22 protein-coding genes and 2 riboswitches are annotated in these 17,565 nt (G+C 51.7%); of the genes, 14 read left to right on the top strand and 8 right to left on the bottom strand.

Going from position 1 to position 17,565, the window contains the following annotated elements; translation table 11 throughout:
- The first annotated feature begins 435 nt into the window (after positions 1–435).
- Entirely contained in the window at positions 436–1,188 is a 753-nt protein-coding gene (locus IT084_RS17090) for an ABC transporter ATP-binding protein (protein WP_195714091.1), read from the top strand.
- 38 nt (positions 1,189–1,226) lie between these two features.
- Here the strand turns inward: IT084_RS17090 and IT084_RS17085 are convergent, their stop codons facing one another.
- Positions 1,227–1,655, bottom strand: a complete 429-nt coding sequence (locus tag IT084_RS17085) for an NUDIX hydrolase (RefSeq protein WP_195714090.1) — start codon at positions 1,653–1,655, stop codon at positions 1,227–1,229.
- Positions 1,656–1,748: 93 nt separating this feature from the next.
- Positions 1,749–1,856, top strand: a riboswitch (TPP riboswitch).
- 160 nt (positions 1,857–2,016) lie between these two features.
- On the opposite strand from IT084_RS17085, the gene thiS reads away from it, so the two are divergent.
- The 6 genes from thiS (at position 2,017) to IT084_RS17055 (ending at position 7,007) form a co-directional block, all read left to right on the top strand.
- A complete protein-coding gene (thiS, locus tag IT084_RS17080) occupies positions 2,017–2,220 on the top strand; it encodes a sulfur carrier protein ThiS (RefSeq protein ID WP_243277047.1) in 204 nt (67 codons plus the stop codon).
- Between the two features lies 1 nt (position 2,221).
- Entirely contained in the window at positions 2,222–2,995 is a 774-nt protein-coding gene (locus IT084_RS17075) for a thiazole synthase (protein WP_195714089.1), read from the top strand.
- Between the two features lie 67 nt (positions 2,996–3,062).
- The gene (gene thiH, locus IT084_RS17070) at positions 3,063–4,166 is read left to right on the top strand and encodes a 2-iminoacetate synthase ThiH (RefSeq protein WP_195714088.1); all 1,104 of its coding nucleotides are present in this window, start codon (positions 3,063–3,065) and stop codon (positions 4,164–4,166) included.
- Positions 4,167–4,240: 74 nt separating this feature from the next.
- Complete coding sequence (thiE, locus tag IT084_RS17065) at positions 4,241–4,897, top strand: thiamine phosphate synthase (RefSeq protein ID WP_195714087.1); 657 nt, start codon at positions 4,241–4,243, stop codon at positions 4,895–4,897.
- 2 nt (positions 4,898–4,899) lie between these two features.
- Positions 4,900–6,195: a phosphomethylpyrimidine synthase ThiC gene (gene thiC / locus IT084_RS17060; RefSeq protein ID WP_195714086.1), complete on the top strand. Its 1,296-nt coding sequence runs from the start codon at positions 4,900–4,902 to the stop codon at positions 6,193–6,195.
- Positions 6,196–6,245: 50 nt separating this feature from the next.
- On the top strand, positions 6,246–7,007 hold the full coding sequence (locus IT084_RS17055) for a DsrE family protein (RefSeq protein ID WP_207744658.1): 762 nt from the start codon (positions 6,246–6,248) through the stop codon (positions 7,005–7,007).
- Between the two features lie 39 nt (positions 7,008–7,046).
- Here the strand turns inward: IT084_RS17055 and IT084_RS17050 are convergent, their stop codons facing one another.
- From IT084_RS17050 to IT084_RS17040, 3 genes are all read right to left on the bottom strand, one after another.
- On the bottom strand, positions 7,047–9,056 hold the full coding sequence (locus IT084_RS17050) for a CoB--CoM heterodisulfide reductase iron-sulfur subunit A family protein (RefSeq protein ID WP_195714085.1): 2,010 nt from the start codon (positions 9,054–9,056) through the stop codon (positions 7,047–7,049).
- A 61-nt stretch (positions 9,057–9,117) separates the two neighbouring features.
- Positions 9,118–9,975: a CoB--CoM heterodisulfide reductase iron-sulfur subunit B family protein gene (locus tag IT084_RS17045; protein WP_195714084.1), complete on the bottom strand. Its 858-nt coding sequence runs from the start codon at positions 9,973–9,975 to the stop codon at positions 9,118–9,120.
- Entirely contained in the window at positions 9,975–10,553 is a 579-nt protein-coding gene (locus IT084_RS17040) for a 4Fe-4S dicluster domain-containing protein (RefSeq protein ID WP_195714083.1), read from the bottom strand. The genes IT084_RS17045 and IT084_RS17040 overlap by 1 nt, the downstream gene beginning before the upstream one ends.
- Positions 10,554–10,913: 360 nt before the next feature.
- A riboswitch (TPP riboswitch) is annotated at positions 10,914–11,022 on the top strand.
- Positions 11,023–11,089: 67 nt separating this feature from the next.
- Here IT084_RS17040 and IT084_RS17035 point away from each other — a divergent pair.
- The 5 genes from IT084_RS17035 to IT084_RS17015 are packed head-to-tail and all read left to right on the top strand — an operon-like array spanning position 11,090 to position 14,583.
- A complete protein-coding gene (locus tag IT084_RS17035) occupies positions 11,090–11,752 on the top strand; it encodes a thiamine diphosphokinase (protein WP_195714082.1) in 663 nt (220 codons plus the stop codon).
- On the top strand, positions 11,743–12,045 hold the full coding sequence (locus tag IT084_RS17030) for a thiamine-binding protein (protein WP_195714081.1): 303 nt from the start codon (positions 11,743–11,745) through the stop codon (positions 12,043–12,045). The genes IT084_RS17035 and IT084_RS17030 overlap by 10 nt, the downstream gene beginning before the upstream one ends.
- Positions 12,029–12,796 (top strand): ABC transporter permease, encoded by a 768-nt coding sequence (locus IT084_RS17025; protein WP_195714080.1) that lies wholly within the window; start codon positions 12,029–12,031, stop codon positions 12,794–12,796. The genes IT084_RS17030 and IT084_RS17025 overlap by 17 nt, the downstream gene beginning before the upstream one ends.
- A 1-nt stretch (position 12,797) precedes the next feature.
- Positions 12,798–13,796, top strand: coding sequence for an ABC transporter substrate-binding protein (locus IT084_RS17020; RefSeq protein WP_195714079.1), 999 nt, complete (start codon positions 12,798–12,800; stop codon positions 13,794–13,796).
- A gap of 37 nt (positions 13,797–13,833) precedes the next feature.
- Positions 13,834–14,583: an ABC transporter ATP-binding protein gene (locus tag IT084_RS17015; RefSeq protein WP_313885515.1), complete on the top strand. Its 750-nt coding sequence runs from the start codon at positions 13,834–13,836 to the stop codon at positions 14,581–14,583.
- A gap of 190 nt (positions 14,584–14,773) precedes the next feature.
- Here IT084_RS17015 and IT084_RS17010 read toward each other — a convergent pair whose 3' ends face one another.
- The 4 genes from IT084_RS17010 to IT084_RS16995 all read right to left on the bottom strand — a co-directional run bounded on the left by IT084_RS17010 (position 14,774) and on the right by IT084_RS16995 (position 16,409).
- Positions 14,774–15,196 (bottom strand): putative toxin-antitoxin system toxin component, PIN family, encoded by a 423-nt coding sequence (locus IT084_RS17010; protein WP_195714078.1) that lies wholly within the window; start codon positions 15,194–15,196, stop codon positions 14,774–14,776.
- Positions 15,193–15,483, bottom strand: a complete 291-nt coding sequence (locus tag IT084_RS17005) for a type II toxin-antitoxin system Phd/YefM family antitoxin (protein WP_195714077.1) — start codon at positions 15,481–15,483, stop codon at positions 15,193–15,195. Before IT084_RS17005 ends, IT084_RS17010 begins: the two co-directional genes overlap by 4 nt.
- A 79-nt stretch (positions 15,484–15,562) precedes the next feature.
- Positions 15,563–15,943 (bottom strand): sensor histidine kinase, encoded by a 381-nt coding sequence (locus tag IT084_RS17000; RefSeq protein ID WP_195714076.1) that lies wholly within the window; start codon positions 15,941–15,943, stop codon positions 15,563–15,565.
- 13 nt (positions 15,944–15,956) lie between these two features.
- Positions 15,957–16,409 (bottom strand): Spo0B domain-containing protein, encoded by a 453-nt coding sequence (locus tag IT084_RS16995; protein WP_195714075.1) that lies wholly within the window; start codon positions 16,407–16,409, stop codon positions 15,957–15,959.
- 17 nt (positions 16,410–16,426) lie between these two features.
- Here IT084_RS16995 and IT084_RS16990 point away from each other — a divergent pair, with 17 nt between their 5' ends.
- Together IT084_RS16990 and IT084_RS16985 are read left to right on the top strand one after the other, a co-directional pair.
- Complete coding sequence (locus tag IT084_RS16990) at positions 16,427–16,852, top strand: sigma factor-like helix-turn-helix DNA-binding protein (protein WP_195714074.1); 426 nt, start codon at positions 16,427–16,429, stop codon at positions 16,850–16,852.
- Positions 16,853–17,182: 330 nt separating this feature from the next.
- On the top strand, positions 17,183–17,395 hold the full coding sequence (locus IT084_RS16985) for a hypothetical protein (RefSeq protein ID WP_195714073.1): 213 nt from the start codon (positions 17,183–17,185) through the stop codon (positions 17,393–17,395).
- Positions 17,396–17,565 lie beyond the last annotated feature (170 nt).

The following is a 17,565-nucleotide window of genomic DNA, read 5'->3' as shown; positions in this document are numbered from 1 at the left end:
CATGTGGATCAAGGCTTTGGCTTATAATCTGCTGAACTGGTTTAAATCAGCGTTGATGCCCCAAGAACACAGGCACCATGAGGTAGCTACCATAAGGCGCGTATTGATTAACGTGCCGGGTAATATTTGATCCGGTTTGGTTTGTTGTGCCTATTTTACTGGCTATTTTAAGGGGTGATTTGGCACTTGGCTAAAAAAACTAAATTGTAACTGTATTTCCAGGTGATTCTGGTATTTTTTTGCAATGTTTTTTCGGTTAAGGTGGTTGTTATTACTTACTTTCCGAATTCAAGATGAAAGAAAAGCCAAGAGCCGTACATACAGTAAAAGTACAGTAAAGTACCAGTGACATGTCATTTTTTCTATGTTAAGCTATGTTTAGCTTTGAAGAATTATATGGTGATCCTTGAATCTCTAAGTTGGGAAGTATCGGTAATGTTAAAATTAAAAAACGTTGTTCTGGTCAGAGATAAAAAAACAATTTTACATATTGACGATTTCCAGTTGGCCGAAGGGGAAATGCTGGCTGTTATCGGCCCCAATGGCGCCGGCAAGAGCACCCTGCTGAAAGTGCTGGCGCTGCTGGAAGAGCCCACGGAGGGGGAAATTTTTTTCCGGGGGGAAAGGGTGACCGGGAAAAACGCGCTCTCCATCAGGCGCCGCATGGCCGTTGTTTTCCAGGAACCGCTGCTTTTAAACACCACCGTGTTCAACAACGTGGCCCAGGGGCTGAAGTTCCGGGGCGTGGCCGGGCCGGAAATCGAGCGCCGCGTGAATTACTGGCTGGAGCGGCTGGGCATCTCCGGCCTGCGCAATCGCACGCCGCTGCACCTGTCCGGCGGCGAAGCGCAGCGGGTCGGCCTGGCCCGGGCCTTCGTGCTGGAGCCGGAGGTCATCTTTTTGGACGAGCCCTTCTCGGCGCTGGATTTTCCCACCCGGGTCGACCTGCTGGAACAATTAAGCGAGCTGCTGGCCAATACTGGCACCACTGCCGTTTTCGTCACCCATGATTTCACGGAGATTCCTTACCTGACCGGCAACGTGGCCGTTGTGGACGGGGGGACGGTGGTATACCGGGGCAAGCTGAAAGAAATCATGAAGGAAGCGGCGTCAATTCCGGTAATCAAACACCTGTTGAAGCCGCTGCAAAAAAGCATGCTGGTCCAGGATTATTTCCAGGAGGTTTAGTTATTGCCGCGGGCATGGGTAGTTCATTGCCGGTCCTCCTAATATCCGCCGGCGATAAACGCCTCAATGGCGGACCTGGCCGTGCCCGTTAAATCGTAGTTTCCGGCCTCCTCCAGGGGCACCCAGCGCACCTCCAGCGTTTCTTCCGAATTTTCCGGAGTTCCGGACAGGTATGCGGCGAGATACACAATGATCAGGTAATGGAACCGGACCCGGTGTTCGTGATCATAAAAGATGGCGTTTGCCGCGTTGAGCAACCGGGTTACTTTAACCCGGACGTTGCACTCCTCCATTACTTCCCTTGCCGCGGTTTCCTCGGCCGTTTCTCCCAGTTCGATTTTTCCTCCGGGCAAACTCCACTTGCCGGCGCCCGGCTCAAATTTTCTGCGGATAAGTAACAGCGAACCTTGATGACAAACCAGCGCGGCCGCGGAAGGCACGGGGAAAGGGGGGTATTCCCTGGTCAATCTTGTCACCTCTGTACTTGAATTTCATTTTTTGATATTATACCATTGACTAAACGGCATAAACTTGTATAATTAACATAAATCTAAAATAAAAAATATTCCTTGGGGAGCTCATGTTATGGGCTGAGAAAGGGCTGTAAGCACCTGACCCATGAACCTGATCGGGGTAATGCCCGCGTAGGGAAGGCACTAAGCTTTTTTATAGCGCACCTGACCTATGGGGTGCGCTTTTTAATTGCTGTTCCAGGGGGTTCGACGGACGGCGCGTGATTATGCAAAGTAAAAGTAAGCGGCCAAAGTTCAACGGGGCCATTTTCCGCGCCAGGATAATATGCAAAACATAAAAAGCGAAGGGTGGTGAATGATGGAAATTATTTTAAACGGCAAAACCGTAGACGTTGCCGAAGGGTTGAGCATTGCCGACCTGGTGGCTCAAAAAAAGTTGAACCCGCAGGTAGTGATTGTTGAATATAACTATCAGCTGGCCAACAAGGACTCATGGCCTGATATTAAACTGCGAAGCGGGGACCGGTTGGAAATTTTGCATCTGGTAGGGGGAGGTTAATATGTCGGATCCTTTGGTCATCGGCGGCCGGGAATTGACCAGCCGCCTTTTCCTGGGCACGGGAAAATTTGCTTCCAACAGGCTGATACCCGGTGCGGTGCAAGCCTCGGGCGCGCAGGTGGTTACGGTGGCGCTGCGGCGGGTGGACCCCGACTTTCCGGAAGAAAATATCGTTAATTTTGTTCCGGAGGGCTGCATTTTAATGCCCAACACGTCGGGGGCGCGCAATGCCCGGGAGGCCGTTCGCATCGCCCGGCTGGGACGGGCCGCGGGGTGTGGGAACTGGGTTAAAATCGAGATTATCACGGACAACAGGTACCTTTTGCCCGATAACTTTGAAACCATTAAGGCCACCGAAGAACTGGCCGCCGAGGGGTTTGTGGTTTTGCCGTACGTCAGTCCCGACCTGATGGTGGCCAGAAAACTGGCGGAGGCCGGTGCCGCGGCGGTAATGCCGCTGGGCGCCCCCATTGGGAGCAACCGCGGGTTGAAAATGAAAGAAATGATTAGAATCCTCATTGAAGAAATATCACTGCCCGTGATCGTGGACGCCGGGATCGGGCGCCCCTCCCAGGCGGCCGAAGCCATGGAGATGGGCGCCGCCGCGGTGCTGGTGAATACCGCCATTGCCACGGCGGGCGACCCGGTGGCCATGGCCCGGGCTTTTGCCCTGGCCGTGGAGGCCGGCCGGACCGCGTTTCTGTCCGGCCCCGGTGAAGTGCAGCAGTACGCCCGGGCTTCATCGCCGCTGACCGGGTTTTTAAGGGACGAATAGGTTTTGGTTATAATCTTGTGGAACCGGCGCAAGCCGAGTTATTACAGTTACGAAAGGCCTGACCCCTATGAGTTTTTATGAAGTGTATCGCCGCTTTAAAGATTTTGATTTCACGTTTTTTTTCAACCAGCTGACTGATAGTGACATTTTAAGGGCCATCGGCAAAAGTCGCCTGTCCGAACTTGATTACCTGGCCTTGCTGTCACCCAGGGCTGAAAATTACCTGGAAGAAATGGCGCAAAAGGCGCACCATCTTACGGTGCAGCATTTCGGAAAAGTCATCTTGCTTTATACACCTCTGTATCTGGCCAACTACTGTGTAAATAGCTGCGTGTACTGCGGTTTTCGGGTCAAAAACGACATTGAAAGGAAAATACTTTCCTTTGAAGAACTGGAAGCCGAGGCGAGAGTAATCGCGGGTACGGGATTGAAACATATTTTGATTCTTACCGGCGAGTCGAGGAAACATTCCCCGGTGGCCTATATCAAGGAATGCGTTGGGATATTGAGAAAATACTTTACTTCTATAGGGATAGAGGTTTATCCCCTGGATGAGGAAGAATACGCCGAGCTGATCTCCGCCGGAGTGGACGGCCTGACCATTTACCAGGAAGTTTATGATGAAGATGTTTACCTGGAAGTACACCCGGCGGGGCCGAAACGGAATTACCGTTTCCGGCTGGACGCCCCGGAGCGGGCCTGCCGGGCGGGTATTCGCTCCGTAAATCTCGGCGCGCTGCTGGGGCTGCACGAATGGCGCAGCGAGGCTTTCTTCACCGGGCTGCACGCCAATTATCTGCAAAACCGGTATCCAGATGTGGAAGTGAGCATGTCCCCGCCGCGCATGCGCCCGCACGCGGGGGGAACCGCCCCCAGGGTGGTGGTAAGCGACAAAAACCTGGTACAGTACATCCTGGCCTTCCGGCTGTTTATGCCCAGGGGGGGGATCACCATTTCCACCCGGGAAGGGCCGGAGTTGCGGGAGCATTTAATCAAGCTTGGCGCAACTAAAATGTCCGCCGGGTCCTGCACGGCGGTGGGCGGGCGCACCGGGGCTGAAAAATCCACCGGGCAGTTTGACATCTCCGATGAGCGGGACGTGGCCGCGATGACCAGGGTGATCTACAGCCACGGTTACCAGCCCGTTTTTAAAGACTGGCAGAGCATATAAGTTAATATAAACTGCAAAATCACCACAGCTGCAGTTGAATCAAATTTAAGAAAGGGATAAGTTGGTGATTGATTATGACCCGTAAACCCGGATTGGCCGGGCTGCTGGCGGCCGACATTTACGGCATTACCGCGGAGGAACACTCCCGCGGCAGGAGCAACATTGAAGTGGTCCGGCAAATGATTGCCGCCGGGATCAAGGTGATCCAGTACCGGGAGAAGGAAAAAACGCTGCGCGAGAAATACAGTGAATGCCTGCAAATCAGGGAAATGACCCGGGAAGCCGGGGTCACTTTTATCGTCAACGATCACGTCGACCTGGCCCTGCTGGTCGACGCCGACGGCGTGCACGTAGGCCAGGATGACCTGCCGCCGGATCAAATCCGCAAACTGGTGGGGGATGGCATGATTATCGGCATGTCCACCCATTCCCCCGCCCAGGCCCGGGCCGCTGTAAACAGCGGCGTGGACTATATCGGCGTCGGGCCGATTTTCGCCACCAAAACTAAAAAGGACGTGTGCGAGCCGGTGGGGCTTGAATACCTGGATTATGCCGTAAACAATGTAACCATACCGTTTGTTGCCATTGGTGGAATCAAGGAACACAATATAGCCGAGGTTGCCCGGCGTGGCGCCCGCTGCATTGCCCTGGTAACGGAAATTGTGGGGGCGCCCGATATAGAGGCCAAGGTGCGCGCCCTGCGGGCCGCCATGGGCCGGAAGGAGGACTGAACGTGCATTATACCACTCAGATGGATGCCGCCCGCAAGGGCATAATAACAAAAGAAATGGAAATAGTGGCCCGTAAGGAAAACGTGGATGTGGCTGTGTTGCAACAGCTGGTGGCCGGGGGCCAAGTCGTCATTCCGGCCAACAAAAACCATGCCTCCCTGGACCCGTGCGGGATCGGTCAAGGTCTTCGGACTAAAATTAATGTTAACCTTGGCATTTCCCAGGATTGTTGTAACGTGGATGCCGAAATGGAAAAGGCGCGTTATGCCGTGGAACTCAAGGCCGATGCCATAATGGACCTCAGCTGTTACGGTAAAACGGAGGAATTCAGACGCCGCCTGGTGGCCATGTCGCCGGTGCCCGTAGGAACCGTACCTGTTTATGATGCCGTGGGCTATTACGACAAGGAATTGAAACAAATTACCGCGCAAGAGTTTTTGGGCGTCGTGGAAAAACACGCGCAAGACGGCGTTGATTTCATGACCATCCATGCCGGCATCAATAGAGAAACGGCGGCTACATTCAAGAAAAACCAGCGCCTGACCAATATTGTTTCCCGGGGCGGTTCCCTCTTGTTCGCCTGGATGGAAATAAACAATCAAGAAAATCCCTTTTACGAGTATTATGACGATTTGCTGGAAATATGCAGCCGTTATGATGTGACCGTTAGCCTTGGTGATGCCTGTCGCCCGGGGAGCCTCAAAGATGCCACCGATGCGGCCCAGGTACACGAACTGATTGTCCTGGGCGAATTAACCCGCCGGGCCTGGGAACGGGGTGTACAGGTGATGATCGAGGGGCCCGGGCACATGCCCCTGAATGAAATTGCCGCGAACATGGTTCTGGAAAAGAAACTGTGCCACGGCGCCCCGTTTTACGTGCTCGGCCCGCTGGTAACGGATATTGCGCCGGGCTACGATCATATTACCAGCGCCATCGGCGGGGCCGTCGCCGCCGCCAGCGGAGCGGATTTCCTCTGCTATGTGACACCGGCTGAGCACCTGCGCCTGCCCACGCTGGATGACATGAAAGAGGGAATCATAGCGGCCCGGATTGCCGCCCACGCGGCGGATATCGCCAAAGGAATCACCGGTGCCCGGCAGTGGGACGATGCAATGAGCGAGGCCAGGCGCAACCTGGACTGGCCCGGGATGTTCAAGCTGGCCATTGACCCGGAAAAGGCCCAAAGATACCGGGCTGAGTCGCAGCCCGAACACGCGGACTCCTGCACCATGTGCGGCAAAATGTGCGCGGTGCGGAACATGAACCGGGTTCTGCGGGGGGTGGACCCGCTATAAATTCCAATGCCGGAATCGCAACAACGCAACACCCGGCACCAGTATTGCGGGTGATAGACGCCAACTTGAACCGGTTGCGCGAGGGTTTGCGGGTAATTGAAGACACGGTGCGGTTTGTTTATAATGATGGTGATAAAACGCTGGTGTTAAAAGAATTCAGGCACACCCTGGGGGAATTTGCCCGTGAATTGCCCGGCGGGCAGGCGGCGCTATTGAGGGCCAGGGACAGCGCAGGCGATATTGGAGCCATGCTGAACACCCAATCCGAAATGACCCGGCTGACCTGCGGGGAAATTCTTACCGCCAATTTCAAGCGGGCCCAGGAATCCGCCAGGGTACTGGAAGAATATGCAAAAATGTTTTCTTCCGCCCATGCGGCTGAAATAAAAAAAATCCGCTTTGCGCTCTATCAATTGGAAAGGGAATGCAATCCGGTGCCGGGTGGCGCCGCAGGTAAGGAGGGATTTTCCATGGCTGAACTGAAAGTGCTTTTTCATGTCAACGAACCCGAAAGGTGGCCAAGGGCGCTGGTCAATATCGGCAATTTTATCAAAGATGTGGGGCAGGGGAATGCGAAGATAGAGGTTGTGGCCAACGGGGCCGCGGTTACGTCCTACGTGGCCGGGGATAAACTTAATCAAGAGATGGCCGGTATGGCTGATTTGGGAGTAAAATTTGTTGCCTGCCGAAACGCTTTGCGGATGCACTCCCTGGAGGAAAATACGCTGCCCTCTTTTGTTGCGGTGGTTCCTGCCGGTATTACCGAGATAGCCAAAAAGCAAGCCGAGGGTTACGCGTATATCAAACCATGAATCGCAACAATACAACACCCGGCACCAGTGTTTTAAAGGCTATTGACGATTGGTCAATAGCCTTTGATGTTGAAGGGAAGCTTTCACTGCCGACATGATTTGTTCATCAGTAAAGCCATTCAAGTTAATAGCGCCCGAGCGGCAGGATGATGCGCAACAACCGCAGCCCTGGCATAAGCTGCTGTTTACACGGGCAACTGTTCGTTCGGCTGCCTGACCCCGGGCTTTGTCAGGTATAGTTTTTCTTTTAATTGCTTTGTACGGGCAAACTTCCCGGCAGTTCAGGCAACCTGTGCAAAGTGCCTCGTTAACTTCTGCAATCATGGGATCTGTAGCTATTTCTTGCTTGGCAAACAAAGCGCATACTTTAACCGCTGCCGCGCCGCCCTGGGCCACCGTATCCGGAATATCCTTGGGCCCCTGGCAGCTGCCGGCTAAAAAGATCCCTGCGGTGCCGGCTTCAACCGGGCGAAGTTTGGGATGGGCTTCCTGGAAAAAGCCGTCTTTATCGGTGGAGAAACCTACAACCTGTGCTAACTGGCGGGAATTTCGGCTTGGTATCATGGCTGTAGCCAGGACAACAAGATCCGCTTCGATTTCCACCTGGGTACCCAGTAAAGTATCCGCACCCTTAACCAGTAACTTATCGCCCTGCCGGCATATCTTGGATACCCGCCCACGGATGTAGCGGGCTCCTTCATCCACCGTGCGCTGGTAAAATTCCTCGTAGGCTTTCCCGGGTGCCCGGACATCCATGTAAAAGACAAAGGCCTGGGAACCGGGGATTTTTTCCAGGACCTGATGGGCATGCTTGGCTGTATAAAGGCAGCAGACTCTGGAGCAATAAGCTTTGCCTTTGGCTTCATCCCTGGAACCCACACATTTGATAAATACAACGTTTTTAGGTTCTTTCCCGTCGGAGGGCCGCACAATTTTCCCACCGGTGGGCCCGGAGGCGTTAACCATTCGTTCAAATTGCAGGCCTGTTATGACGTCGGGAAATTTACCATAACCATATTCGCCATAAGCTGTTGTCCAATCAAAAAGATCGTAGCCGGTGGCTATAACAATAGCCCCAACTTCCAATTGCAGGATTTTATCCCGGTCTTCGTAATTAATAGCCCCCACCGGACAAACTTTGGCACAGACGCCACATTTTTGTTCAGTTATGCGGCGGCAACTGGCGGCGTCTATGCAGGGTTTGTTGGGAACAGCCTGGGGAAAAGGAATATAAATAGCCTTGCGGGTGCCCATATTCAAATCAAATTCACTCGGTACTTTTTGGGGGCATTTTCCCCAGCAGGTGCCACATCCGGTGCATTTTGAATGGTCCACGTAACGGGCTTTTTGTCTGACCGTTACAGAAAAATTACCGATAAAGCCGGTTACGCCTGTAACCTCGGCATATGTTAAAAGTTCGATATTGGGGTGTTGGGCTACCGCGACCATTTTCGGTGTGCTTATACATGCCGAGCAGTCCAGGGTTGGAAAAGTCTTATCCAGCATAACCATTTTGCCGCCGATGGTTGGTTCCCTTTCCACAAGAATTACCCGGTACCCGGCGTCGGCAATATCTAAAGCGGCCTGAATACCGGCAATCCCTCCGCCGATAACCAGCGCTTTTTTGGTAACCGGGATACTCCCTTCGTAGAGCGGCTTTAAATGTATTGCTTTTGCCACAGCCATGCGCACAAGGTCAATGGCTTTGGCGGTGGCTTGATCCGGTTCCTTGGCATGTACCCAGGAGCACTGTTCCCGTATGTTGACCATTTCCAGTAAATATGGATTTAAGCCTGCGCGAGCGATGGTTTTACGAAAAGTAGGCTCATGCAGGCGCGGGGAGCAGGATGCTATAACAACCCTATTTAATTTGTATTTTTTGATGGCTTCAATAATCATTTTTTGGCCCGGTTCCGAGCAGGTATATTTATAGTCCATGCTGTGTGCAACATAAGGGAACCGGGCAGCTTCTTTCGCTACCCTTGGTACATCAACAATGCCGCCGATATTTGACCCGCACCAGCAGACGAAAACTCCCACCCGTATCATGTATCATCGCTCCTATACTTTTTTTAATTCATTGCTGTAATGTTTTAAACAACGAAAAAAACTAGGCAATCAGCTTAATCACCTCTCGGGTGTCAACAAAATGAGTTTCTAGACTTAACTCACCTGGCTTTAGCCCGGTAGCCAATCCAATTAATTGAGTAAAATAAAAAACAGGCAGATGATAATTGGTGCCAAAGATTTTGTTGATTTTTTTCTGGCGCATGTCCAAATTAAAGTGGCAGAGCGGGCAGGCCGTGACGATGCAGTTGACACCGGCGTCGACCGCTTCTTTTAGAATTTTGTTGGTTAACCTTAACACTATATCTTCATTGGATATGGCCAGGCCTCCCCCGCAGCATTCGGTTTTATAGCTCCAATCCACCACTTCGCCCCCTACGGTGCGCATCAATTTATCAATAATTTGAGGGTTTTCCGGGTCATCCACTTGAATTTCTTTGGGCCTTACCATCAGACAGCCGTAATATACGGCCATTTTTAAATTTTCAAGGGGTTTTAACACCCGGGCTGTAATTTGTTCCGGTCCCAGTTCCGCAACAACTTCTACGATGGATTTAACTTTTACGCCCCCGTGGTACGGCTTTCCAGTAATGCAGTTGATTTTTTCACAAAGCTTCATATCGTTTTTCATTTCCATGTTGGCTAAAGCTAAACGCTGGTAGCAGGCTGCACATGAGGCGGTGCAGTCCAGGCCCATTTCCTCCACCAGGGCCAGGTTGCGGGCGGACAGCGCCACTCCAAGCAAATGACTGGTGCTATGGCCGGGAGTGGAGCCGCAGCAGCTCCAGTCGGGAATGTCAATTAACTCAATGCCCAGGTTTTTGCAAACCGCCCTGGTTGATATGTCGTACTCTTTGGCGCTGGTATGGTCGCAGCATCCCGGAAAGTAAGCATATTTCATCAGCATTTTTCCTCCATTTCTTCAATTCTTTCAAAGATTTGCGCCAGATCTTTGTAATTTTCGTTTTTTGTGGGGATTAACTTTATTTTGCCTTTTGTAAACATGGCCAGGCCTGTACCGGCATCCTTGAAAAAATGCCCGGTTTTCAGGTTATAATTAAGCATCATGCCCAATTCATAAAGTTTACCATTGCGCTTGACGGTATCCAAAAAGCAATCATAAAACAAGGCAATTTTTTTGGCCCGTCCCTCCAGCTGTATGCCTTCCCGCCTGGCCATACCGCGTAAACAATCCATTACCCGGGCCAGGTTTACATTGCGCGGGCACCGTGAGGTGCAGGTGGAGCAATAGGCGCAGAGCCAGATAGCCTGGCTTTTTAGGACATGTTCTTTTAAACCCAGCTGCACCATGCGGATAATGCGGTTGGGGGGGTAATCCATGGCAAAGGCAACGGGACACCCCGCGGTGCATTTGCCGCACTGGTAGCAATGCTGGACCGGCTGCCCGCTTTCTTTACTGACATGCATGATAAAATCAAGGTTGTCTTTTACATTAGAAGTTAAATTTATTGCCGGCATATACAGGACCCCTTTTGGTGTTTGTTTATGTCACAGCGCACCAGTATATTTCGCTGGTATTTCGCTGGAATTTCGCTATAATTTGCCGGTTAGCTGTCTGATAACACTGAATATTACGCTTATATAATTGTTGCTATAGTATAATTTAATACAATTTTAATATAATTATGTTGAATGAACATGTCAAGGATTGACACAGTATGTCAAAATTTTAATACTCTTGAAAAAAGATCAAGGATGTGTAGGATGCGTCATGTGTATTGACTTGGTAATAATGAGGCTATATAATTTACCAAAATAGTTGAAAAGTCTCTGGCTTGAGCCGTGGGGAGCGTCAATGATTTAAAAAAATAACTGAATATAAAATTTGGGGGGAGCTCATGTTATGGGCTGAGAAAGGGCTGTCGAGCACCTGACCCGGGAACCTGATCGGGGTAATGCCCGCGTAGGGAAGTATAAATAATCACGCGCATCTGGCCCACCCGGGTGCGCTTTTTACATTCTTAAGTACATATGTTTGACATGAAGGTGAATAGATGCGCTGTGTAATCTTGACCGGAGGTACTGTTGATAATTTATCCTGGCTGGCCGGGGTTTTAAAAAAGGACGACCGGGTTATCTGTGTGGACGGGGGTTCCCGGTATGCCGCCGCCCTGGGGATTGTGCCCCACGTGATCGTGGGGGATATGGATTCCATTGACCGGGAAAAGCTAAATAGTTTTTCCGGGCAGGGTGCGGTGATCAGGGAGTACCCTGCCGACAAGGACGACACCGATACTGCCCTGGCCCTGGCCGAGGCGCTGGCGGGTAAGCCTGATGAAATTGTAATCCTGGGCGCCATCGGCACCCGGTTCGACCATTCCCTGGCCAATGTGCACCTGCTGCGCGTCGCCCTTGACCACGGAGTGCCGGCCCGCATCGTCAACCGGTATAACGAAATCAGCCTGGTGGCGCCGCACCGGCCCGCCGTGGTGGAAGGCGAGCCCGGCGACCTGTTTTCCCTGCTGCCCCTTACCGAGCGGGTCACCGGAGTACATGTGCGGGGCGCCCGGTGGCCGCTGCGGGACGCCACTTTCGTTATCGGCAACCCGTATGGCGTGAGCAACCGGCTGGCCGCCGGAAGGGCCGAAATTTCCATCGCCTCCGGGCTGCTTTTATTAATCAAAGTTAACGAGCGAGGTGAAATGAGTTGCCGGTAATCAACGTGAGCTTCCAGGTTATTCCCCAGGTGCGGGGCGGGAACAGCTACGAAGTGGTGGACAGGGCCATCGAAGTGGTGCAGCGGTCCGGGGTGAAGTACGAGGTTGGCCCCATGGAGACCACCATGGAGGGCGAGCTGGACGAATTGTTGGAAATAGTCAAGCGCGCCCAGCAGGCCTGCATTGATGCGGGCGCCGCCCGGGTGATGACGCTGGTGAAAATCGATTACGCGCCCGGGGGCGTCACCATGGAAGAAAAGGTGGGCAAATACAGAAATGTTCCGCCGGAATAGAAATATCGCGGCACCGCTCTTATTTTTGCTGTCATTTATCGCCACCTGGCAAGCCTGGGTCTGGTGGTCCGGGGTTCCGGCCTGGCTACTGCCGGCGCCCGGCCAGGTGCTGGCCGCCCTCTGGGAGATGCTGCCCGTGTTGTTCCGGCACACCCAAAGCACTGTGCTGGCCGCGGTTACGGGCTTGCTGGCCGCCGTGCTGCTGGCGCTGGCACTGGCGGTACTGATGGATTTTTCACCCTGGGTCAGGCGGGGGATGTATCCTCTGCTGGTGTTTTCCCAAACCGTGCCCATCATTGCCATTGCTCCGCTGCTCATCATCTGGTTTGGTTACGGCATTTTACCCAAGGTGGTGGTGGTTGCGCTGGTTTGCTTTTTCCCGGTGGCGGTAAGCATGGTGGAAGGCATGGAAGCCGCCGACCCCGGTATGGTTGACTTGCTGCGGGTCATGGGTTTCACCCGCTGGCAGTTGATCAAGCTGGTGCGGTTACCCGCCGCCCTCCCGTCGTTTTTTTCCGGCCTTAAAATAGCGGGCACCTACGCCGTGATGGGGGCGGTCATCGGCGAATGGCTGGGGGCGACCAGCGGCCTGGGCGTCTATATGACCAGGGCCACCCACGCCTACCAGACGGACCGGGTTTTTGCTGCTATCATTATTATTTCGCTGGTCAGCTTGTTATTGTTCGGGCTCATTAATTTACTGGCCCGGCTGTCCATACCCTGGTATTTCAAGGAAAGGAGTAACGATTGACATGCTTAAAAAATGTTTACTGGCGCTGCTTATTTTGAGCCTGGCGGTGGCGGCGGGATGTTCCTCCGGCGACGAAACCGCCAAAAGCGCCAGGGCTGATTTGCAGGACGTTACCGTAATGCTGGACTGGGTGCCCAACACCAACCACACCGGTTTGTACGTCGCCCTGGACAAGGGCTGGTACCGGGAAGAGGGGCTGCAGGTGGAAATCATCCAGCCCGCCGAGGGCGGTACGACCCAGTTGGTGGCCACCGGCAAGGCACAGTTCGGCGTGGGCTACCAGGAGGATGTGACCCAGGCCAGGGCCGGCGATGTGCCCGTAGTCTCCATCGCGGCGGTGATCCAGCATAATACCTCCGGTTTTGCTTCCAAGCGGGAAACGGGCATCACCAGGGGCCGGGAAATGGAAGGCAAGCGGTACGGCGGCTGGGGCTCCCCCACCGAGGAGGCGGTGCTCAAAGCGGTGGTGGAGGGTGACGGCGGCGATTTTTCCAAGGTTGAGATTCTCAACATCGGCACTGCGGACTTTTTCACCGCCATTGAGCGCGACATTGACTTTGCCTGGATTTATTACGGATGGACCGGCATTGAAGCCGAGCAGAGGGGCATAAAATTGAATTTCCTGGAGCTGCGCAAACTGGATGAGGCCCTGGATTACTATACCCCGGTGTTGATCACCAGCGAAAAGCTGATCCGGGAGAACCCGGACCTGGTGAAAAAATTCATGCGGGCTACGGCCAAAGGATACGAGTTTGCCATCGACCACCCCGGGGAGGCCGCCCGGATCCTGCTTAAATACGCGCCGGAACTGGACGAGCAGCTGGTGCTGGCCAGCCAGCAATACTTGAGCCCCCGGTACCGGGACGACGCGGCGCGCTGGGGCGAACAAAAGGCGGAGGTTTGGGAGCGCTACGCCCGCTGGATGTACGAGCGCAAGCTGTTGCCCAAAATGATTGACGTGGATAAGGCGTTTACCAACGAGTTTTTACCCGACAGGTAGAAGATTAAAGTACACGCTTGTACGGGGGCTGGCGATAGTGGAAATAATTCTGGAAGACATCGAAAAAAGTTACATGGTGGATGGCGAGCCCCTGCCCGTGCTGGGCGGTGTTTCCGCCGCAGTGGGGGAGGGGGAATTTGTCAGCCTCATCGGCCCCAGCGGCTGCGGCAAAAGCACCCTGTTCAACATCATCTGCGGCCTGACCGGCCCCGACCGGGGCCGGGTGGTGCTGGGCGGCAAGACCGGGGCGAGGGCCGGGGAAGTGGTTTCCTACATGCCCCAGAAGGACCTGCTGCTGCCCTGGCGCACCGTGCTGGACAACGTGATCCTGGCCCGGGAGGTGGCCGGGGAGAACAGGGAAACGGCCAGGCGGGAGGCCCGGGAACTGATGCCCCTGTTCGGCCTGGCAGGGTTTGAAAACAGCTACCCGGCGGAACTGTCCGGGGGCATGCGCCAGCGGGCCGCTCTGATGCGGGCGGTGCTGGCCCGGCGGCGGGTGCTGCTGCTGGACGAGCCCTTCGGGGCGCTGGATGCCATCACCCGGACCCGGATGCAACAGTGGCTGCTGGAAGTTTGGGATAAATTCAGGCAGGCGGTTTTTTTCGTCACCCACGACATCGACGAGGCCCTCATCCTGTCCGACCGGGTTTATGTGCTCACCCCCCGGCCCGCAAGGGTGTGCCTGCACCTGGAAGTGGGCCTGCCCAGGCCCCGCCGGGCCGAAACCTTGACCGACCCGCGCTTCCTGGCGCTGAAAAGGCAAATCATGCGCGCGCTGCTGGGTTAATTGTACCGCGTATGCGCGTTAGGAAATTCATTTAACCGGGACAGGTTTTCCCTCCCAAAGCTTTTTTAATATATGACTTTGTTTAGTGCCGTTTGGATTAAGTTTTTATAAAAAAATTTATTTAAGGCTTTCAGCCATTTTAATTATTTCCCCGGGGTCGGCTTTGCCCGCCAGCCGGTAACTTAAATGATCATCTTAATCTTATCTTTTCCAAAAAGTTTACAGGACGAATAATTTGTATCCCTTGAAATTCGGCAAGACCTAATAAATGGTCATCCCCGGAAATGATTATTTCTGCTTTAGCTTCTACAGCACATTCCAAGAAAATATTATCACCGGGGTCTTCACTAATAACGTCAAGGTGAAAATCAGGGTTAACTATTATGGTGTTATCCAACTCTACCAGCCCGGCTATAACTTCGTACCTGTTTTTAGCTGATCCCAAACGGGTAAATTTGGGTCTGAGCAATACCGCTATATATTCCTCAATTATTTTCGAACTTAGACATACTATAATTTCATCAGCTACCCATAAATCGATAATTTGGGCAGGCGGACCAAAGGGTGAAATTAAACCGGAAATAACGACATTGGTATCAATTACTACTTTCATTTGTTTTCTCCGCCCATTTTGGAGTTTCTGTAGTTCATTATTTCTTTGGATATGTCAGTTTCGGAAATATCTGTGTCTTTTTCCCGACCCCTGAGTTTTTCGAGTGCCAGTTTTAATGCCAGGCGTTTATTTTCCTGCTCTACCTTGGAAAGTCTCAAATATTCATCGTACCTCATAAGAACACTTTTTGGTTCTGAATTTACGGTGATAATTATTGGTTTATCCAATGCTTCGATAATTGAAGACAGCTTTGGCCTGGCTTCATTGATGCCAATTATCTTTTCCATAAGGAAAACCACTCCTTATTAATATATTTTTACATTATTGTATCACTGTACCCCCTGAAATTAAAAATAATTTTGGCCTTCAAAAAACAAAAACCTGGTTTTTACTTTGGCCCCAAAAGGCCCCAAATAAAAAACCAGACCGTGTTTCAGGTGGGATTGGATCACCCGTATTGGCCACGGTGAAAACATATTCCCCTGGTTGCCTGGTAATTTCCAGCCTTACGGAGCGGTGTGCCCCTGTATAAGCAGCCGCTGCCTCAATGGCGTTGTCCAGCAGGTTTCCCAACAGTGAGTTGGCCTCCATGGTGCTTAAAGGTCCACCTTGCAGGCTGCAGTCCACTGAAACGCTGAAAGGTATGCCCCGGGCTTCGGCCTGGCCCGCCTTGGCAAATAACATGGCGCTGATACCGGGATTGTCGGTTTTAACCACTTCCGCCGGGTTGGAGATGTCTAAAAACATTTGTTTTACGTAATCAACGGGCTTTATTGCAGGAGCCGACTTCCAAAAGACCGTAAACCGCCTGCAGGTGGTGGTTGAAGTCATGGCGTTGTTTCCTAATGGTTTTGATTAACTTATCCAGGTGGACGATGGTTTCCCCGGCTTGACGGGCCTCGAGTTCTTTTTCTTTGAAGATGGATATTTTTCTTAACATACCCATTGATAACACTGTTATGGTAATAAGTATCAAGCCAAATGAGGCTGTGAACAGGTGAAAATATATATTAGGAAAAGCGCCGGTTTGGGAAACGAACAGCACAATATTTAATACGGCCAACAACAGTACGGGCAATAACACCAGTATATACAAGTTCAAATACGCCTTTTCGGTCTTTTTTGCAATGCCATCTTTGGAAGCCCGGTCTTTTAGTTCACCGGCAAAGTCCAGCAGGTGAAAATTATAGCGCCGGCAGGCAATGATAAACAATAAGATAAAAGGGAAGTTTGGTAGACGACCTGGACCAGTTAATCATTCAAGTTTATACCGCCGGTTATTATCTGACCGGGCGCCGGGAGAAGGCGGAACGTTTATGCGCCCTGGTTTTCGATAAATATGACCGGCCTGGTTTGGGGACGCATGAAAACCTGGTGTGGCCTTTATTTTGCCACATTTTCTTGCAGTGTTGCGATGAGCAAGAGGAAATTGGTGGGAATACCAGTTCCCGGCCGGACTTGTTGCCTGGTGCGGAAGCGATACAGAGAGCTTTACTGGAGTTGCCGCCCGGGGAAAGGATGGCGGTGATGCTCAAGTATAAGGTGGGTTTGGATGGCGAGACCATCGCCAGGTGCATGGATTGCTCGATAAGCCGCGTTTCACGGTTGCTGGCGGCGGGGAAGGAAAAATTACGCAGGAAGTGCTTTGGCCAATGAACCTCCTCCTAGACAAGCCCGGGGGGTTCTCTGCGAAGTTTTCTCATGTCATTGGAATGCCGCCTGCCAAAGTTGTTAGCGTAAAAGAATCAGCAACCAGCTCTATGAAACAGTATCCTGCCGCCAGAGATTCAAGAACTACCGAAAGAACTGGTTAGAGTGGATGCTTGATTAAACGACGAAAGATTTTTTCTTCCATGCGTTTCGATACCAGTATCGGTCGTCAAACCGTACCGGTTCAATCATATATCCGCATGATGTATCTGAAATTAACAAATTGTAAGATAGAAAATATTTTAAAAAGTTTAGTTTATAAGGAGAGATATTAATATGTATAATTTTTTGGTTGAAGTAAATTCTAACTTAACTAGTTTTGGAATAGGTGTTCTATTATTTGTTTTAAGTTATATTGTTGAAACTGAAAATATAGTTATTAATAAATTAAGTAAAACTCTTGGAATAGTATTAATGGTTTTATCCTTTATTTTATTAACAGAAACTATTTTAAGTAAAGTATTAACTCTTGTATTTGGCTATTTTTAATTTAAAACAGAGTAAAATTCTTAAAGGTGATAATATATAAATTATTTTGTGTAGTGCGGCCGGGCAAGGTCGTTAATTCTAGTGGGTGAAAGCCCCACCAGGGTAATGCCTAACCAGCAGCCCTGTAGCTAGTTCTTGGAGACGTTCAGGCAACTGAAAGTTTTAAGCGT

The sequence above is a fragment of the Desulfallas sp. Bu1-1 genome (assembly GCF_015594625.1).
Taxonomy (GTDB): Bacteria; Bacillota; Desulfotomaculia; order Desulfotomaculales; family Desulfallaceae; genus JADNRQ01.
Note: the sequence above shows the minus strand (reverse complement) of the source record. Positions and strands in the feature narration are given on the sequence as shown.